Here is a 20,673-nt window from a genome sequence, read left to right as displayed (position 1 = left end):
ATGAGGTGAGCGGCCTTGGCAGCCACAGCGCGTGGGGTGCAGGGCACGCCCTGCTGGGTGAGCCTGACGGCACAGGACGTGAAGGCCGCGCAGGACTTCTACGGCGCCGTCTTCGGCTGGGAGTTCGAGCCCGGCGCCCAAGGGCAGGGCTCGCACGTCGTCGCGCACGCGGACGGGATTCCGGTCGCCGGTCTGGTGGAGTCCACGCAGACCATGGGGGTGAAACTGCCGGTCACCTGGACGGCCTATTTCGCGGTGGACAGCGCGGACGCCGTGGCGTCGCGCATCAGGGAACGGGGCGGCACGGTCGCCGTGGGCCCGCTCGCGTTCGGCAGCGGGCGGATGGCGTGGGCCGCCGACCCGGTGGACGCGCTGTTCTGCATCTGGGAGGGGCCCGTCGACGTCGGCTGGCACGCCGGACGCGGGACGAACGCCGCGGCATGGCTGGAGCTCCACACCAGGGACCCGTTCGCCTCGGCCCTGTTCTACGGCGGAGTGTTCGAATGGGACTCGCAGGCGCCGAAGCGCATCGACGTGCGGTACGAGCACGACCGGGTGCTGCTGCGGGTCGACGGGCGCACGGTGGCCGGGATGTACGGCGGCGGCGTCACGGAGTCCACGGACCCGGTCATCCGGCCGCGGTGGCATGTGCACTTCTGCCGGTCCGATGTGGACGCCACGGCCGCGCGGGCGGCCGGGGCGGGCGGCACCGTCGTGGCGCCCCCGCACGACACCCCGCTCGGGCGGGCGGCGACGCTCCGCGACCCCGAGGGCGGTCTTTTCCACCTCACCTCCGGGGGGGAGAACGAGTCCGACGAGGATGCGCCGCCGTACCCCTCTGCGCCGGAGAACGCCGAGTCCTGAGCGCCGTGACATCGAGCGTGTCACGCACCACCGTGCACAGGTGAGTTGAGACGGATCCGACCAAGACATCCGATCAATCTCCTTGATTCCGCCCGGAAATCCGGACAGAAGGGTGTTGTCGGCGCCCATACATCTGATAGGCATTGCGTCGCAGAGGATCAAGGGCGGGGACGACATGATGCGCAGCACCACAGTTGGGCGGAGCGGCTGTCCGGTGACCGGGCTGGGCTTCGGGGCGGCCGGGATCGGGAATCTGTACAGCGCCGTTTCGGATGAGGCCGCGGCGGCCGCGCTCGACGCCGCCTGGGCGGCGGGTGTGCGGTACTTCGACACCGCGCCGCACTACGGCCTCGGCCTGTCCGAGCGCCGGCTCGGGGCGTCCCTGCGAGGCCGGCCACGGGATGCGTACACGGTGTCCACCAAGGCCGGGCGGATCCTGGAGCCGCGCGAGCACGTGGGCGAGGCCGCCCACGGCGAGAGTGCGTACGGTGACGATCTCGACAACGGGTTCGCGGTGCCCGCGGCGTTCCGCAGGCGCTGGGACTTCAGCGCCGAAGGGGTGCTGCGCAGTGTCGAGGAGAGCCTGGAGCGGCTCGGACTCGACCGGATCGACATCGTCTATCTGCACGACCCGGACGACCACGGCGAGCAGGCGTTCCGCGAGGCGTATCCCGCCCTGGAGCGGATGCGCGCGGAGGGGACCGTGCGGGCGATCGGCGCGGGCATGAACCAGGCGGAGATGCTCGGCCGCTTCGTCCGTGACACGGATGTCGACGTGGTGCTGTGCGCGGGCCGGTTCACGCTGCTCGACCAGCGGGCCGCGGACGAGCTGCTGCCCCTGGCCGCGGCGCGCGGTCGGAGTGTCGTCGTCGGCGGGGTCTTCAACTCCGGCCTGCTGGCCGATCCGAAGCCGGGAGCGACGTACGACTACCGCGCGGCCGACCCGGATGTGCTCGAACGGGCGCTGCGCATCAAGGCCGTGGCCGAGCGGCACGGCGTACCGCTGCGGGCCGCGGCGCTGCGCTTCCCCTTCCGGCATCCGGCCGTGGCGAGTGTGCTGGTGGGGGCGCGTTCGGCGGACGAGGTCGAGGACGCGGCCAGGATGCTGGCCGTGCCCGTGCCCGACGGACTGTGGGCCGAACTGGAGGAGGAAGGACTGGTGAAGCGGTCATGAGGGTCGCCCTGCACACGCGGGTCCGCGCCGACCGCATCGAGGAGTACGAGGCCGCGCACCGCGAGGTGCCCGAGGAGCTGCGGGAGGCGATCCGCGCCGCGGGCGCGAGCTCCTGGACGATCTGGCGCAGCGGCACCGAGCTCTTCCACCTCATCGAGTGCGACGACTACGCGCGACTGCTCGCCGCGCTCGAGAGCCTGCCGGTCAACATCTCCTGGCAGGCGCGCATGGCGGAACTGCTCGACGTGGTGCACGACTATTCCGCCGACGGCGCCGGCGCCGGGCTGCCCGTCGCCTGGGAGCTCTGACCGCCGTGCGCGTCGTCGACGCCCACCACCACTTCTGGGACCTGTCGGTACGCGACCAGGACTGGATCAATGGCCCCGAACTCGCGCCGATCCGCAGGGACTTCCTGCTGCCGGAGCTGCGTTCCGAGGCGGAGGCGGCGGGGGTGCAGGCGACCGTGCTGGTCCAGACGGTCACGGTCGCGGAGGAGACCCCCGAGTTCCTCGCCCTCGCCGGTGGACCGGGCAGCGGCCTCGTCGCAGGCGTCGTCGGCTGGACGGACCTCACCGCGCCCGATGTGGCCGGCACTCTCGCCGCGCTGCGCGAACTCCCGGGCGGCGGCCGCCTCGTGGGCATCCGCCACCAGGTGCAGGGCGAGCCCGACCCGGAGTGGCTGCTGCGCGACGACGTAGGGCGCGGACTGGCCGCGGTCGCGGACGCCGGACTCGTGTACGACCTGGTGATCCTGCCCCGCCAGCTGAAGGCCGCGACCCGGGCGGCGGCCGTGCACCCCGGGCTCACATTCGTCCTGGACCATCTGGGCAAGCCGCCGGTCGCGAGCGGCGAACTGCAGCCCTGGCAATCCTCGGTGCGCGAGCTCGCGGCGCTGCCGAACACGGTCTGCAAACTGTCCGGCATGGTGACGGAGGCGGACTGGAGGGCCTGGACGGCGGACGATCTGCGGCCGTACGCGCGAACGGTCCTGGACGCCTTCGGGCCCGGCCGGACGATGTACGGATCCGACTGGCCGGTGTGCCGGCTGGCGTCCTCGTACGGCGAGGTGCTGGACACCGCGCACACGCTCACGGAGGAGCTGACCGAGGACGAGCAGGCCCTCGTCCTCGCGGGGACGGCGGACCGCGTCTACGGGCTCGCGGACGGCTGACGGGCCCGGGTGCCGGGCGGGTGCCTGGCCGGGCGGTCGTGACGCCGGGCCACCCCGGCGTCACGACCGCCCGGACTGCCCGCGCTCCACCAGGTCGACGAGGGTCGGCAAATGGCTGGCCTCGATGTTCTTCACCGAGGTGACGAGCGCGATCCGTCCGCCGCGGGCGAGTGCGAGCAGTCGGTCGAGGGCCTCCGCGGCCGGGCCTTGCTCCAGCTCCCGCCGGTAGCGGGCGTCGAACTCCTCGTAGCGGGATGCCTCCTTGTGGTACCAGGTGCGCAACTCGCCCGAGGGGGCGACCTCCTTGAGCCATACGTCGACGGCGGCCCGCTCCTTGGACACGCCCCTGGGCCAGAGCCGGTCGACGAGGACGCGGGTGCCGTCGTCCGGACCCGGGTCGTCGTAGACCCTGCGCACGGTGATGGTGTCCATTCCGCCAGCCTGGGGCGGACGGCCGTGCGCCGCAAGCGCGGAGAACATCCTCATTTCGTCGCCTTGACGATAAGCGGCTGCCGCCAATATCGTCGTCGTGACGAAAATAGGGGGTTGTCCATGGCCGACATCACCAGGCGCTTCGGATGGCGTCATCTCCGCTCCGCACCCACCACCCATGTCCGCCACCACAAGCGCGGAGAGCTCGTCCACGACGGGCCCGGCCTCAGCTTCTGGTTCCGCGCGCTGACCTCCGCGCTCTCCGAAGTGCCGGTCGACGACCGGGAACTGGCCATGACGTTCCACGCCAGGACCTCCGACTTCCAGGACGTCTCGGTGCAGTCCACGGTCACGTACCGGATCAGCGATCCGGCCACCGCCGCCGCCCGGCTGGACTTCTCGATCCACCCGGACACCGGCGTCTGGCGCGGCTCCCCGCTGGAGCAGATCTCCACGCTGCTCACCGAGACCGCCCAGCAGCACGCGCTGGACGTCCTGGCCCGTACGGCCCTGGCGTCGGCCCTCGTCGACGGTGTCGCGGCCGTGCGCGAGCGGATCTCGGCCGGGCTCGCGGCAGAGCCGAGGCTCGCCGCCACCGGCATCGAGGTCGTGGCCGTCCGCGTCGTCGCGCTGCGGCCCGAGCCCGAGGTCGAACGCGCCCTGCGCACCCCGGCGCGCGAGCAGATCCAGCAGGAGGCCGACCGCGCCACGTACGAGCGCCGGGCCGTCGCCGTCGAGCGCGAGCGCGCCATCGCCGAGAACGAACTGGCCAGCAGGATCGAACTCGCCCGCAGGGAGGAGCAGCTGGTCGACCAGAAGGGCACCAACGCCCGGCGCGAGGCCGAGGAGAGCGCGGCAGCCGACGCCGTACGCGCGGAGGCGGAAGCCGCGCGCAAGGTGCGGCTCGCCCAGGCGGAGGCCACGGCCTCGCGCGAGGTCGGCGAGGCGCGGGCCGCCGCCCAGGCGGCCTGGCTGCGCGTGCACTCCGAGGCGGACCCGGCCACGCTCCACGCCCTGGCCCTGACCCGGCTCGCCGAGAACCTGCCGCGCGTGGACAGCATCACGCTCTCCCCCGACGTCCTCACCGGGCTGCTCGCCAGGCTCGGCGGTGCGGGGACGGAGGGGGCGTGAGCTCCGGAGGGGGCGTGGGTCACGGAGGGAGCCTGGCTCCGCGCGCGGTGCTCGTGCACCGCACCACCGAGTACGAGGAGCTGCTCGCCCGGCACGGCACGCACGGGCAGGCCGAGTTCTTCCTGTCCTCGCGCGGCCGCAGCATCCGGGAGGTCGCCGAGCGGCATCACCGCACGCGGCGGGCGCTCGGCGAGGTCGCCGCGGCCGTACCGCTGCGATGGCGGCAGACCCGGGTCGAGCGCGCCGATCTCGACCGCTTCCTCTTCGCGCCCGAGGACGTGGTGGTCGTGGTGGGGCAGGACGGGCTGGTCGCCAACACGGCGAAGTACCTCGCGGGCCAGCCCGTCGTGGGCATCGACACCGAACCCGGCCGCAATCCGGGTGTTCTCGTACGGCACCGGGTCGCGGACACCGCGCGGCTGCTGCGGGCCGCTGTCGCCCGTGGCGGCGGCACGGCGGACGAGCTGACCATGGTGGAGGCGGTCGCCGACGACACCCAGCGCCTGGTCGCGCTCAACGAGATCTACGTCGGCCGGCCCGGCCACCAGACGTCCCGCTACCGGCTCGGCCTCGACCTCTCGGACGGCCAGGGTCCTGCCGGTCCCGGCGGTTCCGCTCGCTCTGCTCGTTCTGCCCGTCTTGGTGGTCCTGCTCGCTCTGCTCGTCCTGGCGGTTCTGCCCGTTCCGGCGCTCCGGTCCCGGCGGGACGGTCCGGGCAGGACTTCGGCTCCGCCGAGGCCGCCGACCGGGCCGAGGCCCAGGCCTCGTCGGGCGTCCTGGTGGGCACCGGGACCGGGGCGACCGGCTGGCTGCGGTCGCTCTGGCGGGAACGCGGCGGCGCACAGCCGCTGCCGGCACCGGCCGACCCGCGCCTCGTCTGGTACGTCCGCGAGGCATGGCCCTCGCCGGCCACCGGAACCTCTCTGGTGGAGGGCACGCTCACGAGTGCTCAGAGGCTCCGGCTCACCGTCGAGTCGGACCGGCTGGTCGCCTTCGGCGACGGGATCGAGTCCGACGCGCTGGAGCTGACCTGGGGCCAGACGGTCCGGCTCGGTGTGTCGGACACCTCGCTGCGGCTGCTCGTCTGACGGCCGCCTCGTCCCGGCCCGGTGAACCGGACCGCTCGTGCCGACCCCGTGATCCGAACCGCTCGTCCCGACCCCGTGAACCGAACCGCTCGTCCCGGCCCCGTGAACCGAACCGCTCGTCCCGGCCCCGTGAACCGGACCGCTCGTGCCGACCCGGTTGCCGGACGGCTCGTCACGGCCTCAGCGGGACCCGGGGTCGAACGCCGTCAGCATCCTGTCCCGCTGCCGCCAGGACCCGCTGGGCTGGAAGCCACCGCCCCAGGCCCGGTCCCAGTGAGCTCTGCGTGCCCGGCGCTCGTACTCGGCGACCAGGGCGGCCTCGCGACGCGAGGTGACCATGGTGATCACCGCCAGCAGGGCCGCCAGCTCGGTTTCGTCGGGGTCCCCCTGCACAATCCGCACATCGCACTGCATGGCCATCACCAGCTGACGGGAAGGGACTTGGGCCCGCGGATCAACGCGCCCTGCTCCCACTCGATCCGCTCGGGCGGTATCGCGAGGGCGAGCCGCGGGTAGCGGTCCAGGAGCGTCGCGAGCATGATCTCGGACTCCATACGGGCCAGCATCGGGCCGACGCAGTGGTGCGGCCCGAAGCCGAAGGACAGATGCGCGACGGCTCCGCGGTCGAAGTCGAGCGTGTGCGGGTCGCGGAAGACAGCCGGATCCCGGTTCGCCGCGAGATACGAGCAGTAGACCGCCTCGCCCGCCCTGATCCGCACACCACCGACCACCAGGTCCTCGGTGGCGATCCGCGGCAGGCCCACGCCGTTGCGGTGCGGGATCCAGCGCAGCAGCTCGTCGACGGCCTGCGGCAGGAGCTCCGGCTCGGCGCGCAGCCGCGCGAGATGCTCCGGATGGGTGAGAAGTGCGTACACCATGTTTGCGCTGTTGTTGCGCACGGCGTGCGCGCCGCTCACCAGGATCGCCGTCGCAAGCGAGACGGCCTCGTCCTCACGGATCTCGCCGGCCTGCATCGCGGCCGCCAGGACTCCGGCCAGGTCGTCGCGGGGCTCGGCGCGCCGCCGGCCGATGAGGCCGACGACGACGTCACGGACCGTCTTCTTGGCCTCCTCGCTGCGGGAGGGAGCCGGGCGCGGTGTCATGATCACGTTGGCCCAGGAGGTCATCTCCGAGCGCTCGTCCTCCGGCAGTCCCAGCACGTCGCTGACGACGGAGAGCGGGAAGGGCCCGTGCAGGTGCTCCATGAGATCCGCGGGGGACCCCTGCCGCTCCATCTCGTCCAGCAGGGCGTCCGCGGTCCGCTGGGCCATGGGCCGCAGCCGCTGCATGCTCCTGCCGGTGAAGGCGCGGGCGACCACCCGGCGCAGTGTGTTGTGGTGCGGCGGGTCCGCGTAGTTGAGGGCGGCGTGCTTCGCGGCGATCGCGTGCGGCGAACCGCTCGTCACCTCGCGCTCCGCGAGGGCCTTGCGGCTGAGCCGGGGGTCCGACGCGATCCGCTTGACATCCTCGTACCGCGTCACGAGCCAGGCGCTGCCCTCGCCGTACGGCAGGCGGATCCGGGCCACCGGTTCGTCGCGGAGGAGCGAGACCAGGAAGGGGTCGAAGTCCATGGCCCGGAAGTCCTCGAGGGTCCAGTCGTGGACGGTCCCGTCGCCGGGCGGGCCATCGCATGAACCGCCATGTGACGCGCCGTGCGTGGTGATCTGCGATGTGCCGTGTGTTGTGCCGTGCGCCGCGTGACGTGGGCCGGTGCTCTGTGACATGTCGTACGAGCCGCCCTCGCGCGAGTTGCCATCGCACGAGCCGCTCTCGCGTGAGGCGTCCTTCCGCGGTCCGGCACCGGTCACCGGGCAGACCCCGACACCCGTCGATGCCTTCGGCCCGGCAGAGGTCCCGTGGTCGGGCCCGGGAACGGCCTCCGTATCGGGTTCTGACGTCATGGGGTTCATCTCCCGGATTGTGCTCACGCGCGGTCACGGATCGTGCCTGGTGAGCGCTTACGGCCCCCTTCAGGAACCCATTCCTTCCCGATCGGCGGTCCATCGGCCCGGTGAACCCCTCGCATCACCCGTTCGGCGCAGGGGGAAGCGCCTTCCCCGGCGCGCGCAACGGCCTCTCGTCGCAGATCCTTTGAGGGAACGCGAGTGAGTGTGAGGGAACGCGAGAGAGAAGGCGGCACGTCATGGCCACTCTGTGCAAACCCGCGGTGTCCGTGCCCGAGCACGTGATCACCATGGAGCAGACCCTTGATCTGGCGCGGTCTCTTCACGCGGACCACCCGGAACTGGACCTGGCACTCCGCCTGATCCAGAACACCGGGGTGGAGAAACGGCACTTGATCCGTCCCATCGAGGAGACGCTGAAGCACCCCGGCTTCGAGGAGCGCAACACCGTCTACGAAGCCGAGGCCAAGGCCCGCGTGCCCGCCGTCGTACTCAGGGCCCTCGACGACGCCGAACTCCGTCCCGTGGAAATAGACGTGATCATCTTCGTCTCGTGCACGGGCTTCATGATGCCGTCGCTCACCGCGTGGCTGATCAACACGATGGACTTCCGCACCGACGTCCGCCAGATGCCGATCGCCCAGCTCGGCTGCGCGGCCGGCGGTTCCGCGATCAACCGCGCACACGACTTCTGCACCGCCTACCCCGAGGCGAACGCCCTCATCGTGGCCTGCGAGTTCTGCTCCCTGTGCTACCAGCCGACCGATGTGAACGTCGGCAACATCCTCTCCAACGGCCTGTTCGGGGACGGTGTGGCGGCAGCGGTCGTACGTGGGCGGGGCGGCCTCGGCGTCGGCCTGGAGCGCAACGGCTCGTACCTCGTCCCGCACACCGAGGACTGGATAGCCTTCGACGTCCGCGCCACCGGCTTCCACTTCAAGCTGGACAAGCGTGTGCCCGGCACGATGGAACCGCTTGCTCCGGCCCTCAAGGAACTCGCCGCCGACCACGGCTGGGACGCCACCTCGCTGGACTTCTACATCATCCACGCGGGCGGGCCGCGGATCCTGGACGACCTCAGCAAGTTCCTCGGAGTCCCCCCCGAGGCCTTCCGCTTCAGCCGTGCCACACTCACCGAGTACGGCAACATCGCGAGCGCGGTCGTCCTGGACGCCCTGCGCAGGCTTTTCGAAGAAGGCGGCACGGAGAACGCGGCGCGCGGCATCCTCGCCGGTTTCGGTCCGGGGATCACCGCCGAGATGTCACTGGGCCGCTGGACCGTCCCCGACGGACGCCGGCCCTTCGAAGCGCTCGCGGTGGGGAGCTGACCATGCGGAACGAGACGACGACCAAGGCGGCCACCCCCCGCCCGCCGGTCCGCTACTGGCCGGCCCAGGACCTCGACGGCGTCGACTTCGATCCCGTGCTCGCCCAGCTGATGCGGGACGATCCCCTGTCCCGCGTCAGGCTCCCCAACGGGGAGGGCTGGGCGTGGCTCGCGACCCGCTACGACGACGTACGGCTGGTGACCAACGATCCGCGCTTCAGCCGCAAGGCGGTCGTGGAGCACGATGTCACCCGGCTCGCCCCGCACTTCATCCCGGTGGAGGGGGCGGTCGGCTTCGAGGACCCGCCGAACCACACCCGGCTCCGCCGGGCCGTGGCGGGGGCGTTCACCACCCGGGGCATCGAGCGACTGCGCGGGCGGGCACAGGAGATGCTCGACGCGCTCGTCGACGGCGTCCTGCGCGACGGGCCGCCGGCCGACTTCACCGAGCGGATCCTCGCCCCGTTCCCGCTGGCCGTCGTCTGCGAGTTGATGGGCGTCCCCGTGCCCGACCGTCCGAGGATGCACGAGTGGACCGCGCTGATCCTCTCCTCGTCCCAGGGCGTGGAGCGCAGCGAGCGGGCGAAGACGGAGATGTGCGCGTACTTCGCCGAAATGCTGCGGCAACGGCGGGACACGGGCGGCGACGACGTGATCGGGCTGCTCGCGACGGCCGTCGCCGACGGCGGGGTCACGGAGGCGGAGGCCGTGGGCCTCGCCCTGCTCATCCAGATCGGCGGCGAGGCGGTCACCAACAACACCGGAAACATGGTCTACATCCTCCTCACCCGCCCGGAGCTGCAGGACCGGCTGCGCGCCGAGCCGGCCCTGCGCGCCTCGGGCATCGACGAACTCCTGCGCTGGATCCCGCACCGCAACGCCGTCGGTCTCGCCCGGATCGCGAGGGAGGACGTGACCGTCTCGGGTCAGGAGATCAAGGAGGGCGAGGCGGTCCATGTCTCCTACCTGGCCGCGAACCGCGACCCGGACGTCTTCCCCGACCCGGACGAGCTCGTGCTCGGGCGCAGCCCCAACCCGCATGTGGCGTTCGGCTACGGCCCGCACTACTGCGTGGGCGGCCTGCTCGCCCGGCTCGAGACCGAACTGCTCGTCCACACCGTGCTGGACCGCTTCCCCGAACTGCGCCTCGCCGTCCCGGAGGAGGAGCTCCGCTGGCGACCGGGCGCGCTGATACGCGGTCCCGAGGGACTTCCGGTGATCTGGTGACCGCGCACGTCGACGCCCCGGACGGGGCCGCCTTCACCGAGTCGCCCGAGGGTCTGGTCGTACCGAAGGGTCACGGCCGGACACTGCGCACGGCGGCCCAGGAGGTGACGTTCAAGGTCACGGGCGAGCACTCGCGGGTCTCGTCGAGCTTCGAGGTCGTGGTGCCTCCGGGCTTCGACGTCGGCGCCCATGTGCACGCCCGCAGCGAGGAGCTGTTCTACGTGCTCGAAGGCGAGTTGGACGTCCTCGCCTTCGAGCCGCGTGTGCGCAGCGGCGACGACTGGCGGCACTGGGAGTCCCCCACGGGCCGGCGCGCGGTGCGGGCGGGCCCCGGTACGGTCCTCGTCGTCCCCCCGGGCTGTCCGCACGCCTTCGCCAACCGCAGCGGCGAACCGGCCAGGATGTTCTTCCAGGCGTCCCCGCCGCCGGACCACGAACGCTACTTCGAGGAACTCGTCGGGATCCTCGCAGCCGGCGGCCCGCCCGACCACACGGCGATCGCCGAACTGCGGGCCCGCTACGACATCGAGCAGCTCACGCCCCTGCGCCACGACGCGTGACGCCGGCGCTGTGAAGCTCCGTCACCAGGTCGAAGAGCTCGGCCTCGTTGCCCGCGAAGCCCGCCGCCGCGAGGGCCTGGTCGGCCTCCGCCATGGGTGCCGTGAGGACGAGGGGTGGCGGGGCCGCACCGGGAGGCGTGGCCAGGGCGGCGCGCACGGCGCCGAGCAGACGCAGGTACGCCTGGGCGGCGGCTCGTTCGCGGTACGTCATCACGGCGGTGACACTCATCGGTCGGCCTTCCTCTCACATGAAATACGACGGCGCACCGTCCACCCTGCCCCATGGCACTGACAACGGCCCCGACGGACGGTCCCGCGACGCGCGGAACCGCGCCGTACGAGACCGCGGAGCATCACTGCGGCGTACGGAACCGCGGCACACGGGACGGAGGTGCACAGCCCGTGGATGCGCGATGCACCAATGCACGGATGCACGGATGCACGGACCTTCACGCCGGTCCGACCAGTCGGTACGTTCTAGGGCATCGCCGGGAGTCACGGAGGAGCCATGGACCGACCAGTTGTTCCGCCGATCGAGGGTCACTGCGACGAGCGGTTCTCCGCGGTGCGCGCCGCGTTCGAGGAGAACTTCCGCGAGCGCGGCGAACTGGGCGCGGCCGTCACCGTCATGGCGGGCGACGAGACCGTCGTCGACCTGTGGGGCGGCTGGGCGGACGAGGCACGGACCCGACCCTGGGAGCGTGACACCCTGGTCAATGTGTGGTCGACGACCAAGGGCCCGACCGCGCTGTGCGCGCACATCCTCGCCGACCGCGGTCTGCTCGACCTCGACGCCCCGGTGGCCTCGTACTGGCCGGAGTTCGCCGCCGCGGGCAAGGAGACCCTTCCCGTACGGCATCTTCTCTCGCACCGTGCGGGCCTGTCCGGGCTGCGGGAGCCCCACTCCCTCGCCGACCTGTACGACTGGGAGCTGACCACGTCCAGACTGGCCGCGACGGAGCCGTGGTGGGAGCCGGGCACACGGTCCGGGTACCACGCGATGACGTACGGCTTCCTGGTCGGCGAAGTGGTGCGACGCGTCACGGGTCTGCTTCCCGGCGAGTTCCTGCACCAGGAGGTCACCGGACGGTACGGCATCGACTTCACGATCGGCCTCCCGGAGAAGGAGGCGGAGCGCGCCGCCGAGCTGGTGCATCCCCCGGCCACCGACGACAGCGAACAGGCCGCGATCTTCGCCCAGTTGGCGCCCGCGGCGCTGGCGGCGCTGGTCAACCCCGCCGTGGGCGTGGCCGATGCGAACTCCCCGCAGTGGCGGGCCGCCGAGATCCCGGCGGCCAACGGGCACGGCACCGCCCGCGCGGTCGCCGCGCTGTACGGGATCTTCGCCTCGGGCGGACTGCTCGGCGAGCACCGCGTGCTCTCCCCCGAGGCCGCGGAGCGGGTCCGGGAGGGTCAGGGCGCGTGCCGGGACCTCGTCCTCGGCGCGGGTTTCGCGCACGACACCGAGGTGGCCCTCGGTCTGTGGCTGAGCGGCCCGAACCACTCGTACGGACCGAATCCGCGCGCCTTCGGACACGACGGCTACGGCGGCTCCTGCGGACTCGCGGACCCGGAGGCGGGCGGGGCGGGGATCTCGATGGGCTACGTGATGAACCGCATGGGGGCACACATCGCCGACGACCCGCGCAAGATGGCGCTGGTCGAGGCCGTGTACGGCGCGCTCTGACCCGCGTTTGCCATTTCGGCAAGGACATTTGCCGGACGTCGGGGCGCGGGCGCACTGTCTCCGTGAAGGAGGTACGTCACATGACAGTGCAACCAGTACAACCGGTGCAATCGGCGCAGCCATTCCGACCCTATGACGTCGTGGTCGTCGGTGGCGGGGCTGCCGGACTCGGCGGGGCGCTGACCCTGGCCCGTGCGCGCCGCTCGGTCCTGGTGATCGACGCGGGCAGTCCGCGCAACGCCCCGGCGTCCCACGCCCACAACTATCCGACCCGCGACGGGGCGCCGCCGACTGCGCTCCTGGCCGCGGGCCGCGAGGAGGTGACCGGGTACGGCGGCGAGATCGTGACCGGCAGCGTCGTCTCGGTCGAGCGCATCGAGGGAGGATGCTTCCGGGTCGAAGGGGACGACGGACGGACGGTCCTGGCCCGCCGCCTGCTGGTGACGACAGGCCTGGTCGACGAGCTGCCCGAGGTGCCCGGCGTGGCCGGGCTGTGGGGACGGGACGTCCTGCACTGCCCGTACTGCCACGGCTGGGAGGTCCGCGACCGGACCATCGGCATCCTGGCCACCGGCCCCGCGAGTGTGCATCAGGCGCTGCTGTGGCGGCAGTGGAGCGACCGCATCACCCTCTTCCTGCACACCGGTCCCGAACCCGGCCAGGAGGCGTACGAACAGCTGGCCGCCCGCGGCATCTCCGTGGTGAGCGGCGAGGTGACCGGCCTGGACGTGACCGATGCGCGGCTGACCGGTGTGCAGTTGGCCGACGGCCGGGTGGTCCCCACCGAGGCGCTGGTGGTGGCCCCGCGCTTCACCGCGCGCGCCGTTGTGCTGAGCGACCTCGGCCTCCGGGCCACGGAGCAGGAGATGTTCGGGCAGGTGGTGGGCAGCCGCATCGCCGCCGACGCGACGACCGGAGCGACCGAGGTCCCCGGGGTGTGGGTCGCCGGCAATGTCGCCAACCTGTACGACACCATCGTCGGCGCCGCCGCCGCGGGGGTGCGCGCGGCCGCGGCGATCAACGCCGACCTCGTCACCGAGGAGACCCGCCGCGCCGTGGCCGCCCGCCGCGATGTCTTCTCCCCGCAGATGGAACGGGAGGTCTGCGAGCGCGTGGTCGGCGCCCGCCGCCACGGTCTGTGACCGCGAGGTCCGGGACTTCCGCGACCGACGTCCCCGGGGGCCACGCACGGAGTTCCCGGGGATTCGATTCGGCCGGGCTCGGCGAGTCGGACGCGGGTGTGGCGTCGCCGTACAGGGCGGACCGCACGAGGCACGCCACACGCCGCACCACGTCCGATTCGTACAAGACCCGCCACCGGTGCGGCTCCTACGGTGGGGCCATGACTCCACGACTCGATGCCGTCGGCCTGGTCGTCGCCGACATGGCCGCCTCTCTCGCCTTCTACCGGCGCCTCGGCCTGGACGTCCCCGCCGAGGCCGACTCGGCGCCGCACGCCGAGGCGACGCTGCCCAGCGGGCTGCGCGTACTGTTCGACACCGAGGAGACCATCCGGTCCTTCGACCCCGGCTGGACCCGGCCAGAGGGCGGCGACCGTGTCGGTCTCTGCTTCCTCTGCGACAGCCCCGCCGAGGTGGACAGGTTGTACGAAGAGCTCGTCGCGGCAGGCCAACGCGGCCACCTCAAGCCGTGGGACGCCTTCTGGGGGCAGCGCTACGCGGTCGTGCTGGACCCGGACGGCTCCGGCGTCTCGCTGTTCGCCAACGCGACATAGGCGCCGAGCGTGATCCCGGCCAGCTCCCGCATCTCCCGAGCGAGGTGCGTCTGGTCGGTGCAGCCGGCGCCGAGCGCGGCCTCCGCGTAGGGCGCTCCGGCCCGTACGAGGGCCAGCGCCCGCTGCAGCCGCAGCACCCTGGCCAGTGTCTTGGGCCCGTAGCCGAAGGCGTCCAGTGACCTGCGGTGCAGCTGCCGCGCACCCAGCCCGACGGCGTCGGCGGTCGCCGCGACGGACCGCCCGGCGTCCAGCCCTTCGGCGACGGCCCGCAGCAGCGGGTCGGGGGGCGGTCTGTCCGCGGCGTGCCGCAGCGCCACGGCCTCCAGCTCCGTCGTCGGGTCGGGCGCGTCCGTGATGCGGTCCGCCAGCCGGCGCACCTGCGCCGCGGGCCACAGGTCCGTCAGGTCCACACGGAGGTCGCGCAGCTCGTGCGCCGGCACCCCGAAGAAGGCGGGCGCGGCGCCGGGCGCGAACCGGACGCCCGCGTACCTGACGGCCGGGCCGTTGTCCGGGCCCTGTGCGTGGGTGTCGGGCCCGGCGACGAGCAGTCGGCCCTCGGTCCACAGCAGGTCCATGCATCCGTCGGGCAGCACGGGCATGACCGGCCCGGTGCCAAGATCGCTGCGGCTCCAGACGACGGCCCCGTCGAGCCGCGAGGGCCTCTCCGCGTACACGCTGTCGAGGCTAGGGCCTCGGTCAGCGCTTGTCGCGATTCTCCCGTGAGCTCTGCAGCCGGGACCTCACGTCGTCCGGGGGCAGGAACTTCGACCAGCGCTCGGGGAACTCCGACGGCATGTCGCCTTCCTCGTAGTCCTCGCTCTCCCCTTCCGCGGCCCGGGCGCGGGCCACCAGCTCCGCGGCGTGGGCGGCGCGGACCCGCTGGTTGGCGGCGCGGGCCGCGGCCGTGGCGACGGACGGCCAGACGCGGTCGATGGCGGCGTTGACCGCTGCGCCGACCAGGACCGCGAAGGCGGAGATGCCGATCCACAGCAGCACGGCGATCGGGGCGGCGAGCGAGCCGTAGATCGTGGGGCCCTCGACGGTGCTGGTGAGGTAGATCCGCAGCAGGAAGCTGCCGAGCACCCACATCGCGAGGGCGACGAGGGCGCCCGGGATGTCCTCGGCCCACGGCGAGCGGACCGGCACGGACACGTGGTACAGGGTGGTCAGGAAGGCGATGGAGAGCAGGATCACCACAGGCCAGTACAGGACGCTGACGACCTCCGTCCCGAAGGGAACGAACTCGACGACCCGGTCCGGGCCGACCACGGCGAGCGGCAGCACGACCGCACCGATCACCAGCGCGATGAGGTAGAGCAGGAACGCCAGGAGCCGCGTGGCGACGATTCCGCGGTGCCCGTCGAGCCCGTACATCACCGTGATCGTGTCGATGAAGACGTTCACGGCCCGCGATCCGGACCACAGGGCGATCGCGAAACCGATGGAGATCACGTCGGGCCGCCCACCCCGGGTGACGTCCTCCAGCAGGGGCTTGGCGACCTGGTTGACACCGCGGTCGGACAGGACGGTTCCGGCCGCGCCGAGGATGTTCTCCTGGATGGAGGCGACGGTGGTGGTGTCGGTCCAGTTGTCGACGTAGCCGAGGAGGCCGATCATGCCCAGCATCAGCGGTGGCAGCGACAGAAGGGTGAAGAATGCCGCCTCCGCGGCGAGTCCGAGGATCCGGTACTCGATGCACGAATTGACGGTGTCCTTCAGCAGCAGCCAGGCGAGCTTCCGCTTGGAGACGTTGCGGTAGAGGACCCGGACCCGGTGGAGTCGGCCGGTGGGGGGCCGCTCGGGTGTTTCATTTGCTGCCTGCACCTCCTTACCGTATCGGCATGGCGACCAGCACCCACACAGTGACCAACCAGGCTCCGCCCCTGGTGGGGTACGACGTCTTCACGGCGGACCGCGCACTGGCCGAGGCGGTGGACCGCCATCTTCCGGCCGAACTACTCGACGGCGCCCGCCAGGAGCTGTCGTTGCTGGGCCGCACCGCGGGCTCCGCCCAGGCCCAGCAGTGGGGAACGCAGGCCGACGAGAATCCTCCGGTGCTCCGCACGCACGACCGGTACGGCAACCGGATCGACGAGGTGGACTTCCATCCGGCCTGGCACCGGCTGCTGGGCAAGGCGGTCACCTCGGGTCTGACGAACGCCTGGGGCCGGCCCGGCGGGCATGTGCGGCGCGGAGCCGGGTTCCTGGTGTGGTCGCAGGTGGAGGCCGGACACGGCTGCCCGGTGTCGATGACGCACGCGGCGGTACCGGCCCTGCGCGCGGACCCTGCGCTCGCGGCCGAGTGGGAGGTCCGGCTCACCTCGCAGGTGTACGAGCAGGGGCTGCGGCCGCCGGCCCTGAAGGCCGGTGTCCTGTTCGGGATGGGCATGACGGAGAAGCAGGGCGGCAGCGACGTCCGGGCGAACACGACCCGCGCGGTGCCGCTGGCCGCGGCGGGCGAGTACGAGCTGACCGGGCACAAGTGGTTCTGCTCGGCGCCGATGAGCGACGGCTTCCTGGTGCTCGCGCAGGCTCCGGGTGGGGGTACCTCCCGTGCCGAAGGCCACGGGGGACTGACCTGCTTCCTGGTGCCGCGGGTGCTGGACGACGGCACGCGGAACGTCTTCGCGATCCAGCGGCTCAAGAACAAGCTGGGCAACAGGTCGAACGCGTCGAGCGAGGTCGAGTTCGACGGGACCTGGGCGCGCCGGGTCGGCGAGGAGGGGCGCGGGGTGAGCACCATCATCGAGATGGTGGCGGCGACCCGGCTCGACTGTGTGCTCGGCTCCGCGGCGCTGATGCGTCAGGCCGTCGCCCAGGCCGTCCACCATGCGGCGCACCGCAGCGCGTTCGGCGGTCTGCTCATCGACAAGCCGCTGATGCGCAACGTACTGGCCGATCTGGCGCTGGAGTCGGAGGCTGCGACGACGCTGGCGCTGCGGCTCGCCGCGGCGTACGACTCCGACGGCGAGGCCGACCGGGCGCTGCTGCGGCTCGCGGTGCCCGCGGCCAAGTACTGGGTCACCAAGCGGTGCACGCCGGTGACTGCCGAGGCCCTGGAGTGCCTGGGCGGCAACGGCTATGTCGAGGAGTCCGGGATGCCCCGGTTGCTGCGGGAGTCGCCGCTCAACTCGATCTGGGAGGGCTCGGGCAACGTACAGGCCCTGGACGTGCTGCGCGCGCTGCAGAGGGAGCCGCGGGCCCTGGACGCGTTCCTGCAGGAGGTCGGGCAGGCGCGGGGCGCGGACCACCGGCTGGACGGTGCGATCAAGGCGATGCTGACCGAGCTGGCGGATCTGGAGACCGCGGAGGTACGGGCGCGGCGGCTGGTCGAGCGGATGGCGATGGTGCTGCAGGGGTCGCTGCTGGTGCGCTGGGCGCCGCCCGAGGTCGCGGACGCGTTCTGTGCCTCGCGGCTGGGCGGTGACTGGGGGGCGGCCTTCGGGACGCTGCCGCACGGACTCGACCTGGCGGCGGTGGTGGAGCGGGCGCGTGTCGAGGTGTGATCGAGCCCGCGTCGAGGGGTGGGCGGCGGCCACGTCGAGGGGCGGGCGGCGGCCACGTCAGCCTCGGGAGTGACCGAGTGACCCCCGAGCGGGTGACGGGGCGATTTTGTGGGATGACGAAAGAGCTGAGGGTGGTGCTGCGCCGACACGGCACCACCCTCAGCTGATGTCACCTTCGTGCACGGGACTGTTGTTTGCCAGGGTTGCAGACCGTTGCAGAACATATGCGAACCGTCCCTCCGGGGACCTGTGCAAACGGCACGATGGGAGCCACGACCAAGCGGACACCACAACCGGCACATTCAGCGCCGCGCGCGGCGGGGGGTACCGATGAGGAACACAGCTCTCGACATGACTCGGCTCACCACCATGGACGCCGCTCATGCGAACCGCCTGCTCCATCAGGTGCGCGCCGCGACACTGGCCGGCCGGCGCCCGCCCATCGCGCCCCGCCCGGTCATCGACGCGTCCTGGCAGCGCATGTTCCGGCTGGGGCTCGACCCGGACCGGAACACCAGCAGCGTGCTGCTGGGACCCGACGAGCTGGAGCAACGGCGGCGGGCGACCGTGATCGGCGAGGTCATGCGCACGCTGAGCGGTGGACTCGGCGAGATCGCCGACGCGTCCCTGCAGATCATGGTGGTGACGGACGCTCAGGGCCGGGTGCTGTGGCGTGAAGGCAACGCGAGTGTCATGCGCAAGGCCAACGCCATCTGCCTGGAGGAGGGCGCCGCCTGGAGCGAGGAGACCACCGGTACGAACGCCATCGGCACCGCGCTGGCCGCGCGCCGGCCCGTGCAGGTCCACTCGGCCGAGCATTTCGTGCGGACCCTGCACAACTGGACCTGCGCCGCGGCCCCCGTGCACGACCCGCGCGACGGGCAGCTGCTCGGCATCGTCGACGTCAGCGGCCCGGCCTCCAGCTTCCACCCGGCGACGCTGGCCCTCGTCAACTCGGTGGCGCAGCTCGCCGAGGCGGAGATGCGGGAGCGGCATCTGCGGACCGTGGAGCGGCTGCGCTCGGTGGCCGCGCCGATCCTGTGCCGGCTCACGGACCGGGCGCTGGCCGTGGATCTGCACGGCTGGACGGCGGCGGTGACGGGTATGGCGCCCGTGGACCGGCTGCCGCTGCCCAAGTCCTTCCGGGCGGGCCTGGTCTGGCTGCCGTCGCTGGGCACGTGCACCGTGGAGCCGCTGCCGGGCGGCTGGCTGATCCGCCCCGACGAGCCCGGACCGGTGGAGACGGCGAGCCGAGTCGTCCTCGACGTCAGCCGCCCCCGCCGCTGGACGGTCGCCGTGTCCGGGCCCGCCGGCAGCTGGACCCAGGAGCTGAGCCCGCGCCACGCCGAGCTGCTGTACGTACTGGCCAGGCACCGGAAGGGGCGTACGGCGGCCGAGCTGGCGACCGACGTCTTCGGCGATCCGACGCGCACGGTGACCGTGCGCGCGGAAATGTCACGTGTGCGGCGCTATCTCGCGGGGGTGCTGGCGCACCGTCCGTACCGCTTCAGTGAAGAGGTCGAGGTGGAGGTCGTACCGCCGGACGACCTGGCGGACCTGCTGCCGCACTCGTCCGCCCCGGCGATCATGGAGGTGCGGCACGCGCCCTGACGGGACGGGACGTGGCGTACACGGAGCGCCGCGTCTCTGCGGGGCTCTCCGGCGCGAAGCTCTCCGGAACCGGAACCTGCCCGGGCGAGGCGGGCAGGGACACGGCCCACCTGCCACCCCGCCTGCCGGCCCGTCGTGCAGAGCGTCGCGGCTGACGCCGGCCGGCACCACGGACCTGCCTTTTTGGACCGGGGCCGCCGACGTGGTTCCCTGGCGGCCATGAGCATCACTGTGACCACCTGGTCCCTGGAGCAGACCTCGCCCGCCGATCTGCGACCGGCCGCAGAGCCCTCGGGCGACGTGCGGATCGTACGGGCCGAGGTGCCGTCGCCCGAGTTCAGCCGCTTCCTCTACACGGCTGTCGGCGGCGACGTCCGCTGGACCGACCGGCTCGGTCTGACGTACGCGCAGTGGGACGAGGTCGTGCGCCGGCCGGGCGTGGAGACCTGGGTGGCGTACGAGAAGGGGACGCCGGCCGGGTACATCGAGCTGGATGCGCAGGACGAGGGCGCCGTCGAGATCGTCTACTTCGGGCTCGTCCCGGCCTTCCGGGGGCGTCGGATCGGCGGTCATCTGCTGTCGTACGGCACCGCCCGCGCCTGGGACATGGCCGAGCGCCGGCCGGGCCGCACGCCGACGAAGCGGGTCTGGCTGCACACCTGCTCCAAGGACGGACCGCACGCCATGGACAACTATCTGCGACGCGGCTTCACACTGTTCGACACCAAGGTCGATGAGGAGCCGGAGGTGGAGATCCCCGGTCCCTGGCCCGGCTCCCACGCCTGACAGTGAGGATGTACGTGAGCGTTCCCCGGTGGGGTCTGACCCAACGCCGCCGGCGCCTGACCCACCACCGGACCACCCGCCCCCGGACCTGTCCGGGACCCACCCGGACGCCGCCCGGACCCCGTCCGTGACCTGCCCGGACACGGCCCGGATCCGGGCCGCCCGGCACCCGCCGGGTGACCGAGGACACAGCGTCTCGCGAAGCGGGACAGTGTTGTCCACATTTTGGATAGCGGTGGACTGACTCCAAAGCGCCGTGACACGCTTCCGTCATGTCTCGAGCTGGAATTGCCTTGGTGAGTCGGCGGCACGTCGACCTCGGCCGCATGTCCAGCGCCATCTGTCCGGCGAGCTGACAGAACAGCCCAGCCGCACTTCACGAGCACCCCCATCTTCTGCGCACCACCGCGCCGCGCCGCCCGTCCGGCATGCGAGTGCGCAGCTCAGAGCCGCCCTCCTGCAGTCCCGAA

Annotated in this window: 22 protein-coding genes; 16 read left to right on the top strand and 6 right to left on the bottom strand. The window is 72.2% G+C overall.

What is annotated here, in order from left to right; genetic code table 11:
• The first annotated feature begins 36 nt into the window (after window positions 1–36).
• From ABT078_RS00625 to ABT078_RS00610, 4 genes are all read left to right on the top strand, one after another.
• The gene (locus ABT078_RS00625) at window positions 37–864 is read left to right on the top strand and encodes a VOC family protein (protein WP_351222895.1); all 828 of its coding nucleotides are present in this window, start codon (window positions 37–39) and stop codon (window positions 862–864) included.
• A 178-nt stretch (window positions 865–1,042) separates the two neighbouring features.
• Entirely contained in the window at window positions 1,043–2,038 is a 996-nt protein-coding gene (locus ABT078_RS00620; RefSeq protein WP_351222894.1) for an aldo/keto reductase, read from the top strand.
• The gene (locus ABT078_RS00615) at window positions 2,035–2,346 is read left to right on the top strand and encodes an L-rhamnose mutarotase (RefSeq protein WP_351222283.1); all 312 of its coding nucleotides are present in this window, start codon (window positions 2,035–2,037) and stop codon (window positions 2,344–2,346) included. The genes ABT078_RS00620 and ABT078_RS00615 overlap by 4 nt, the downstream gene beginning before the upstream one ends.
• Entirely contained in the window at window positions 2,343–3,209 is an 867-nt protein-coding gene (locus ABT078_RS00610; RefSeq protein WP_351222892.1) for an amidohydrolase family protein, read from the top strand. The genes ABT078_RS00615 and ABT078_RS00610 overlap by 4 nt, the downstream gene beginning before the upstream one ends.
• A gap of 60 nt (window positions 3,210–3,269) precedes the next feature.
• Here the strand turns inward: ABT078_RS00610 and ABT078_RS00605 are convergent, their stop codons facing one another.
• Window positions 3,270–3,641 (bottom strand): DUF488 domain-containing protein, encoded by a 372-nt coding sequence (locus tag ABT078_RS00605; RefSeq protein WP_351222281.1) that lies wholly within the window; start codon window positions 3,639–3,641, stop codon window positions 3,270–3,272.
• Window positions 3,642–3,761: 120 nt separating this feature from the next.
• Between ABT078_RS00605 and ABT078_RS00600 the strand changes: the two genes are divergently transcribed.
• Together ABT078_RS00600 and ABT078_RS00595 are read left to right on the top strand one after the other, a co-directional pair.
• Window positions 3,762–4,772: an SPFH domain-containing protein gene (locus tag ABT078_RS00600; protein WP_351222279.1), complete on the top strand. Its 1,011-nt coding sequence runs from the start codon at window positions 3,762–3,764 to the stop codon at window positions 4,770–4,772.
• The gene (locus ABT078_RS00595) at window positions 4,769–5,860 is read left to right on the top strand and encodes a hypothetical protein (protein ID WP_351222277.1); all 1,092 of its coding nucleotides are present in this window, start codon (window positions 4,769–4,771) and stop codon (window positions 5,858–5,860) included. Before ABT078_RS00600 ends, ABT078_RS00595 begins: the two co-directional genes overlap by 4 nt.
• Before the next feature lie 180 nt (window positions 5,861–6,040).
• Here ABT078_RS00595 and ABT078_RS00590 read toward each other — a convergent pair whose 3' ends face one another.
• Together ABT078_RS00590 and ABT078_RS00585 are read right to left on the bottom strand one after the other, a co-directional pair.
• Window positions 6,041–6,262: an acyl-CoA carboxylase subunit epsilon gene (locus tag ABT078_RS00590; protein ID WP_351222275.1), complete on the bottom strand. Its 222-nt coding sequence runs from the start codon at window positions 6,260–6,262 to the stop codon at window positions 6,041–6,043.
• A 17-nt stretch (window positions 6,263–6,279) separates the two neighbouring features.
• Entirely contained in the window at window positions 6,280–7,431 is a 1,152-nt protein-coding gene (locus tag ABT078_RS00585) for a cytochrome P450 (RefSeq protein ID WP_351222273.1), read from the bottom strand.
• Between the two features lie 572 nt (window positions 7,432–8,003).
• On the opposite strand from ABT078_RS00585, the gene ABT078_RS00580 reads away from it, so the two are divergent.
• Genes ABT078_RS00580 through ABT078_RS00570 form a run of 3 tightly spaced genes read left to right on the top strand, consistent with a single transcriptional unit; the run spans window position 8,004 to window position 10,878 of the window.
• Entirely contained in the window at window positions 8,004–9,092 is a 1,089-nt protein-coding gene (locus ABT078_RS00580) for a type III polyketide synthase (RefSeq protein ID WP_502981119.1), read from the top strand.
• A gap of 2 nt (window positions 9,093–9,094) precedes the next feature.
• Window positions 9,095–10,318 carry a cytochrome P450 gene (locus ABT078_RS00575; RefSeq protein ID WP_351222271.1) on the top strand — a complete coding sequence of 408 codons (1,224 nt, stop codon included), beginning with the start codon at window positions 9,095–9,097 and terminating at the stop codon, window positions 10,316–10,318.
• Entirely contained in the window at window positions 10,315–10,878 is a 564-nt protein-coding gene (locus ABT078_RS00570) for a cupin domain-containing protein (RefSeq protein ID WP_351222269.1), read from the top strand. Before ABT078_RS00575 ends, ABT078_RS00570 begins: the two co-directional genes overlap by 4 nt.
• On the opposite strand, the gene ABT078_RS00565 is transcribed toward ABT078_RS00570, so the two are convergent.
• Window positions 10,853–11,107, bottom strand: coding sequence for a hypothetical protein (locus ABT078_RS00565; RefSeq protein WP_351222267.1), 255 nt, complete (start codon window positions 11,105–11,107; stop codon window positions 10,853–10,855). The genes ABT078_RS00570 and ABT078_RS00565 overlap by 26 nt on opposite strands.
• Window positions 11,108–11,386: 279 nt before the next feature.
• Here ABT078_RS00565 and ABT078_RS00560 point away from each other — a divergent pair, with 279 nt between their 5' ends.
• The 3 genes from ABT078_RS00560 (at window position 11,387) to ABT078_RS00550 (ending at window position 14,300) form a co-directional block, all read left to right on the top strand.
• Window positions 11,387–12,565, top strand: a complete 1,179-nt coding sequence (locus tag ABT078_RS00560) for a serine hydrolase domain-containing protein (RefSeq protein ID WP_351222265.1) — start codon at window positions 11,387–11,389, stop codon at window positions 12,563–12,565.
• Window positions 12,566–12,645: 80 nt separating this feature from the next.
• On the top strand, window positions 12,646–13,707 hold the full coding sequence (locus ABT078_RS00555; protein WP_351222263.1) for an NAD(P)/FAD-dependent oxidoreductase: 1,062 nt from the start codon (window positions 12,646–12,648) through the stop codon (window positions 13,705–13,707).
• Window positions 13,708–13,907: 200 nt separating this feature from the next.
• Window positions 13,908–14,300 carry a VOC family protein gene (locus ABT078_RS00550; RefSeq protein WP_351222261.1) on the top strand — a complete coding sequence of 131 codons (393 nt, stop codon included), beginning with the start codon at window positions 13,908–13,910 and terminating at the stop codon, window positions 14,298–14,300.
• Here the strand turns inward: ABT078_RS00550 and ABT078_RS00545 are convergent.
• Both ABT078_RS00545 and ABT078_RS00540 read right to left on the bottom strand, forming a co-directional pair.
• A complete protein-coding gene (locus ABT078_RS00545) occupies window positions 14,240–14,974 on the bottom strand; it encodes a DUF6597 domain-containing transcriptional factor (protein ID WP_351222259.1) in 735 nt (244 codons plus the stop codon). The two genes, ABT078_RS00550 and ABT078_RS00545, sit on opposite strands and share 61 nt — an antisense overlap.
• Before the next feature lie 22 nt (window positions 14,975–14,996).
• Window positions 14,997–16,124 (bottom strand): YihY/virulence factor BrkB family protein, encoded by a 1,128-nt coding sequence (locus ABT078_RS00540; RefSeq protein ID WP_351222257.1) that lies wholly within the window; start codon window positions 16,122–16,124, stop codon window positions 14,997–14,999.
• A 17-nt stretch (window positions 16,125–16,141) separates the two neighbouring features.
• On the opposite strand from ABT078_RS00540, the gene ABT078_RS00535 reads away from it, so the two are divergent.
• The 4 genes from ABT078_RS00535 (at window position 16,142) to ABT078_RS00520 (ending at window position 20,559) form a co-directional block, all read left to right on the top strand.
• Window positions 16,142–17,806 (top strand): acyl-CoA dehydrogenase family protein, encoded by a 1,665-nt coding sequence (locus ABT078_RS00535; protein ID WP_351222255.1) that lies wholly within the window; start codon window positions 16,142–16,144, stop codon window positions 17,804–17,806.
• A 351-nt stretch (window positions 17,807–18,157) separates the two neighbouring features.
• Window positions 18,158–19,417 carry a GAF domain-containing protein gene (locus ABT078_RS00530; protein WP_351222253.1) on the top strand — a complete coding sequence of 420 codons (1,260 nt, stop codon included), beginning with the start codon at window positions 18,158–18,160 and terminating at the stop codon, window positions 19,415–19,417.
• A gap of 219 nt (window positions 19,418–19,636) precedes the next feature.
• Entirely contained in the window at window positions 19,637–20,203 is a 567-nt protein-coding gene (locus tag ABT078_RS00525) for a GNAT family N-acetyltransferase (RefSeq protein ID WP_351222251.1), read from the top strand.
• Window positions 20,204–20,475: 272 nt separating this feature from the next.
• On the top strand, window positions 20,476–20,559 hold the full coding sequence (locus tag ABT078_RS00520; protein ID WP_313879519.1) for a putative leader peptide: 84 nt from the start codon (window positions 20,476–20,478) through the stop codon (window positions 20,557–20,559).
• Window positions 20,560–20,673: the final 114 nt, after the last annotated feature.

It is taken from the genome of Streptomyces sp. NPDC002133, from assembly GCF_040296405.1.
In the GTDB taxonomy this organism is placed as follows: Bacteria; Actinomycetota; Actinomycetes; order Streptomycetales; family Streptomycetaceae; genus Streptomyces.
This window is presented reverse-complemented; position numbering and strand designations above follow the sequence as displayed.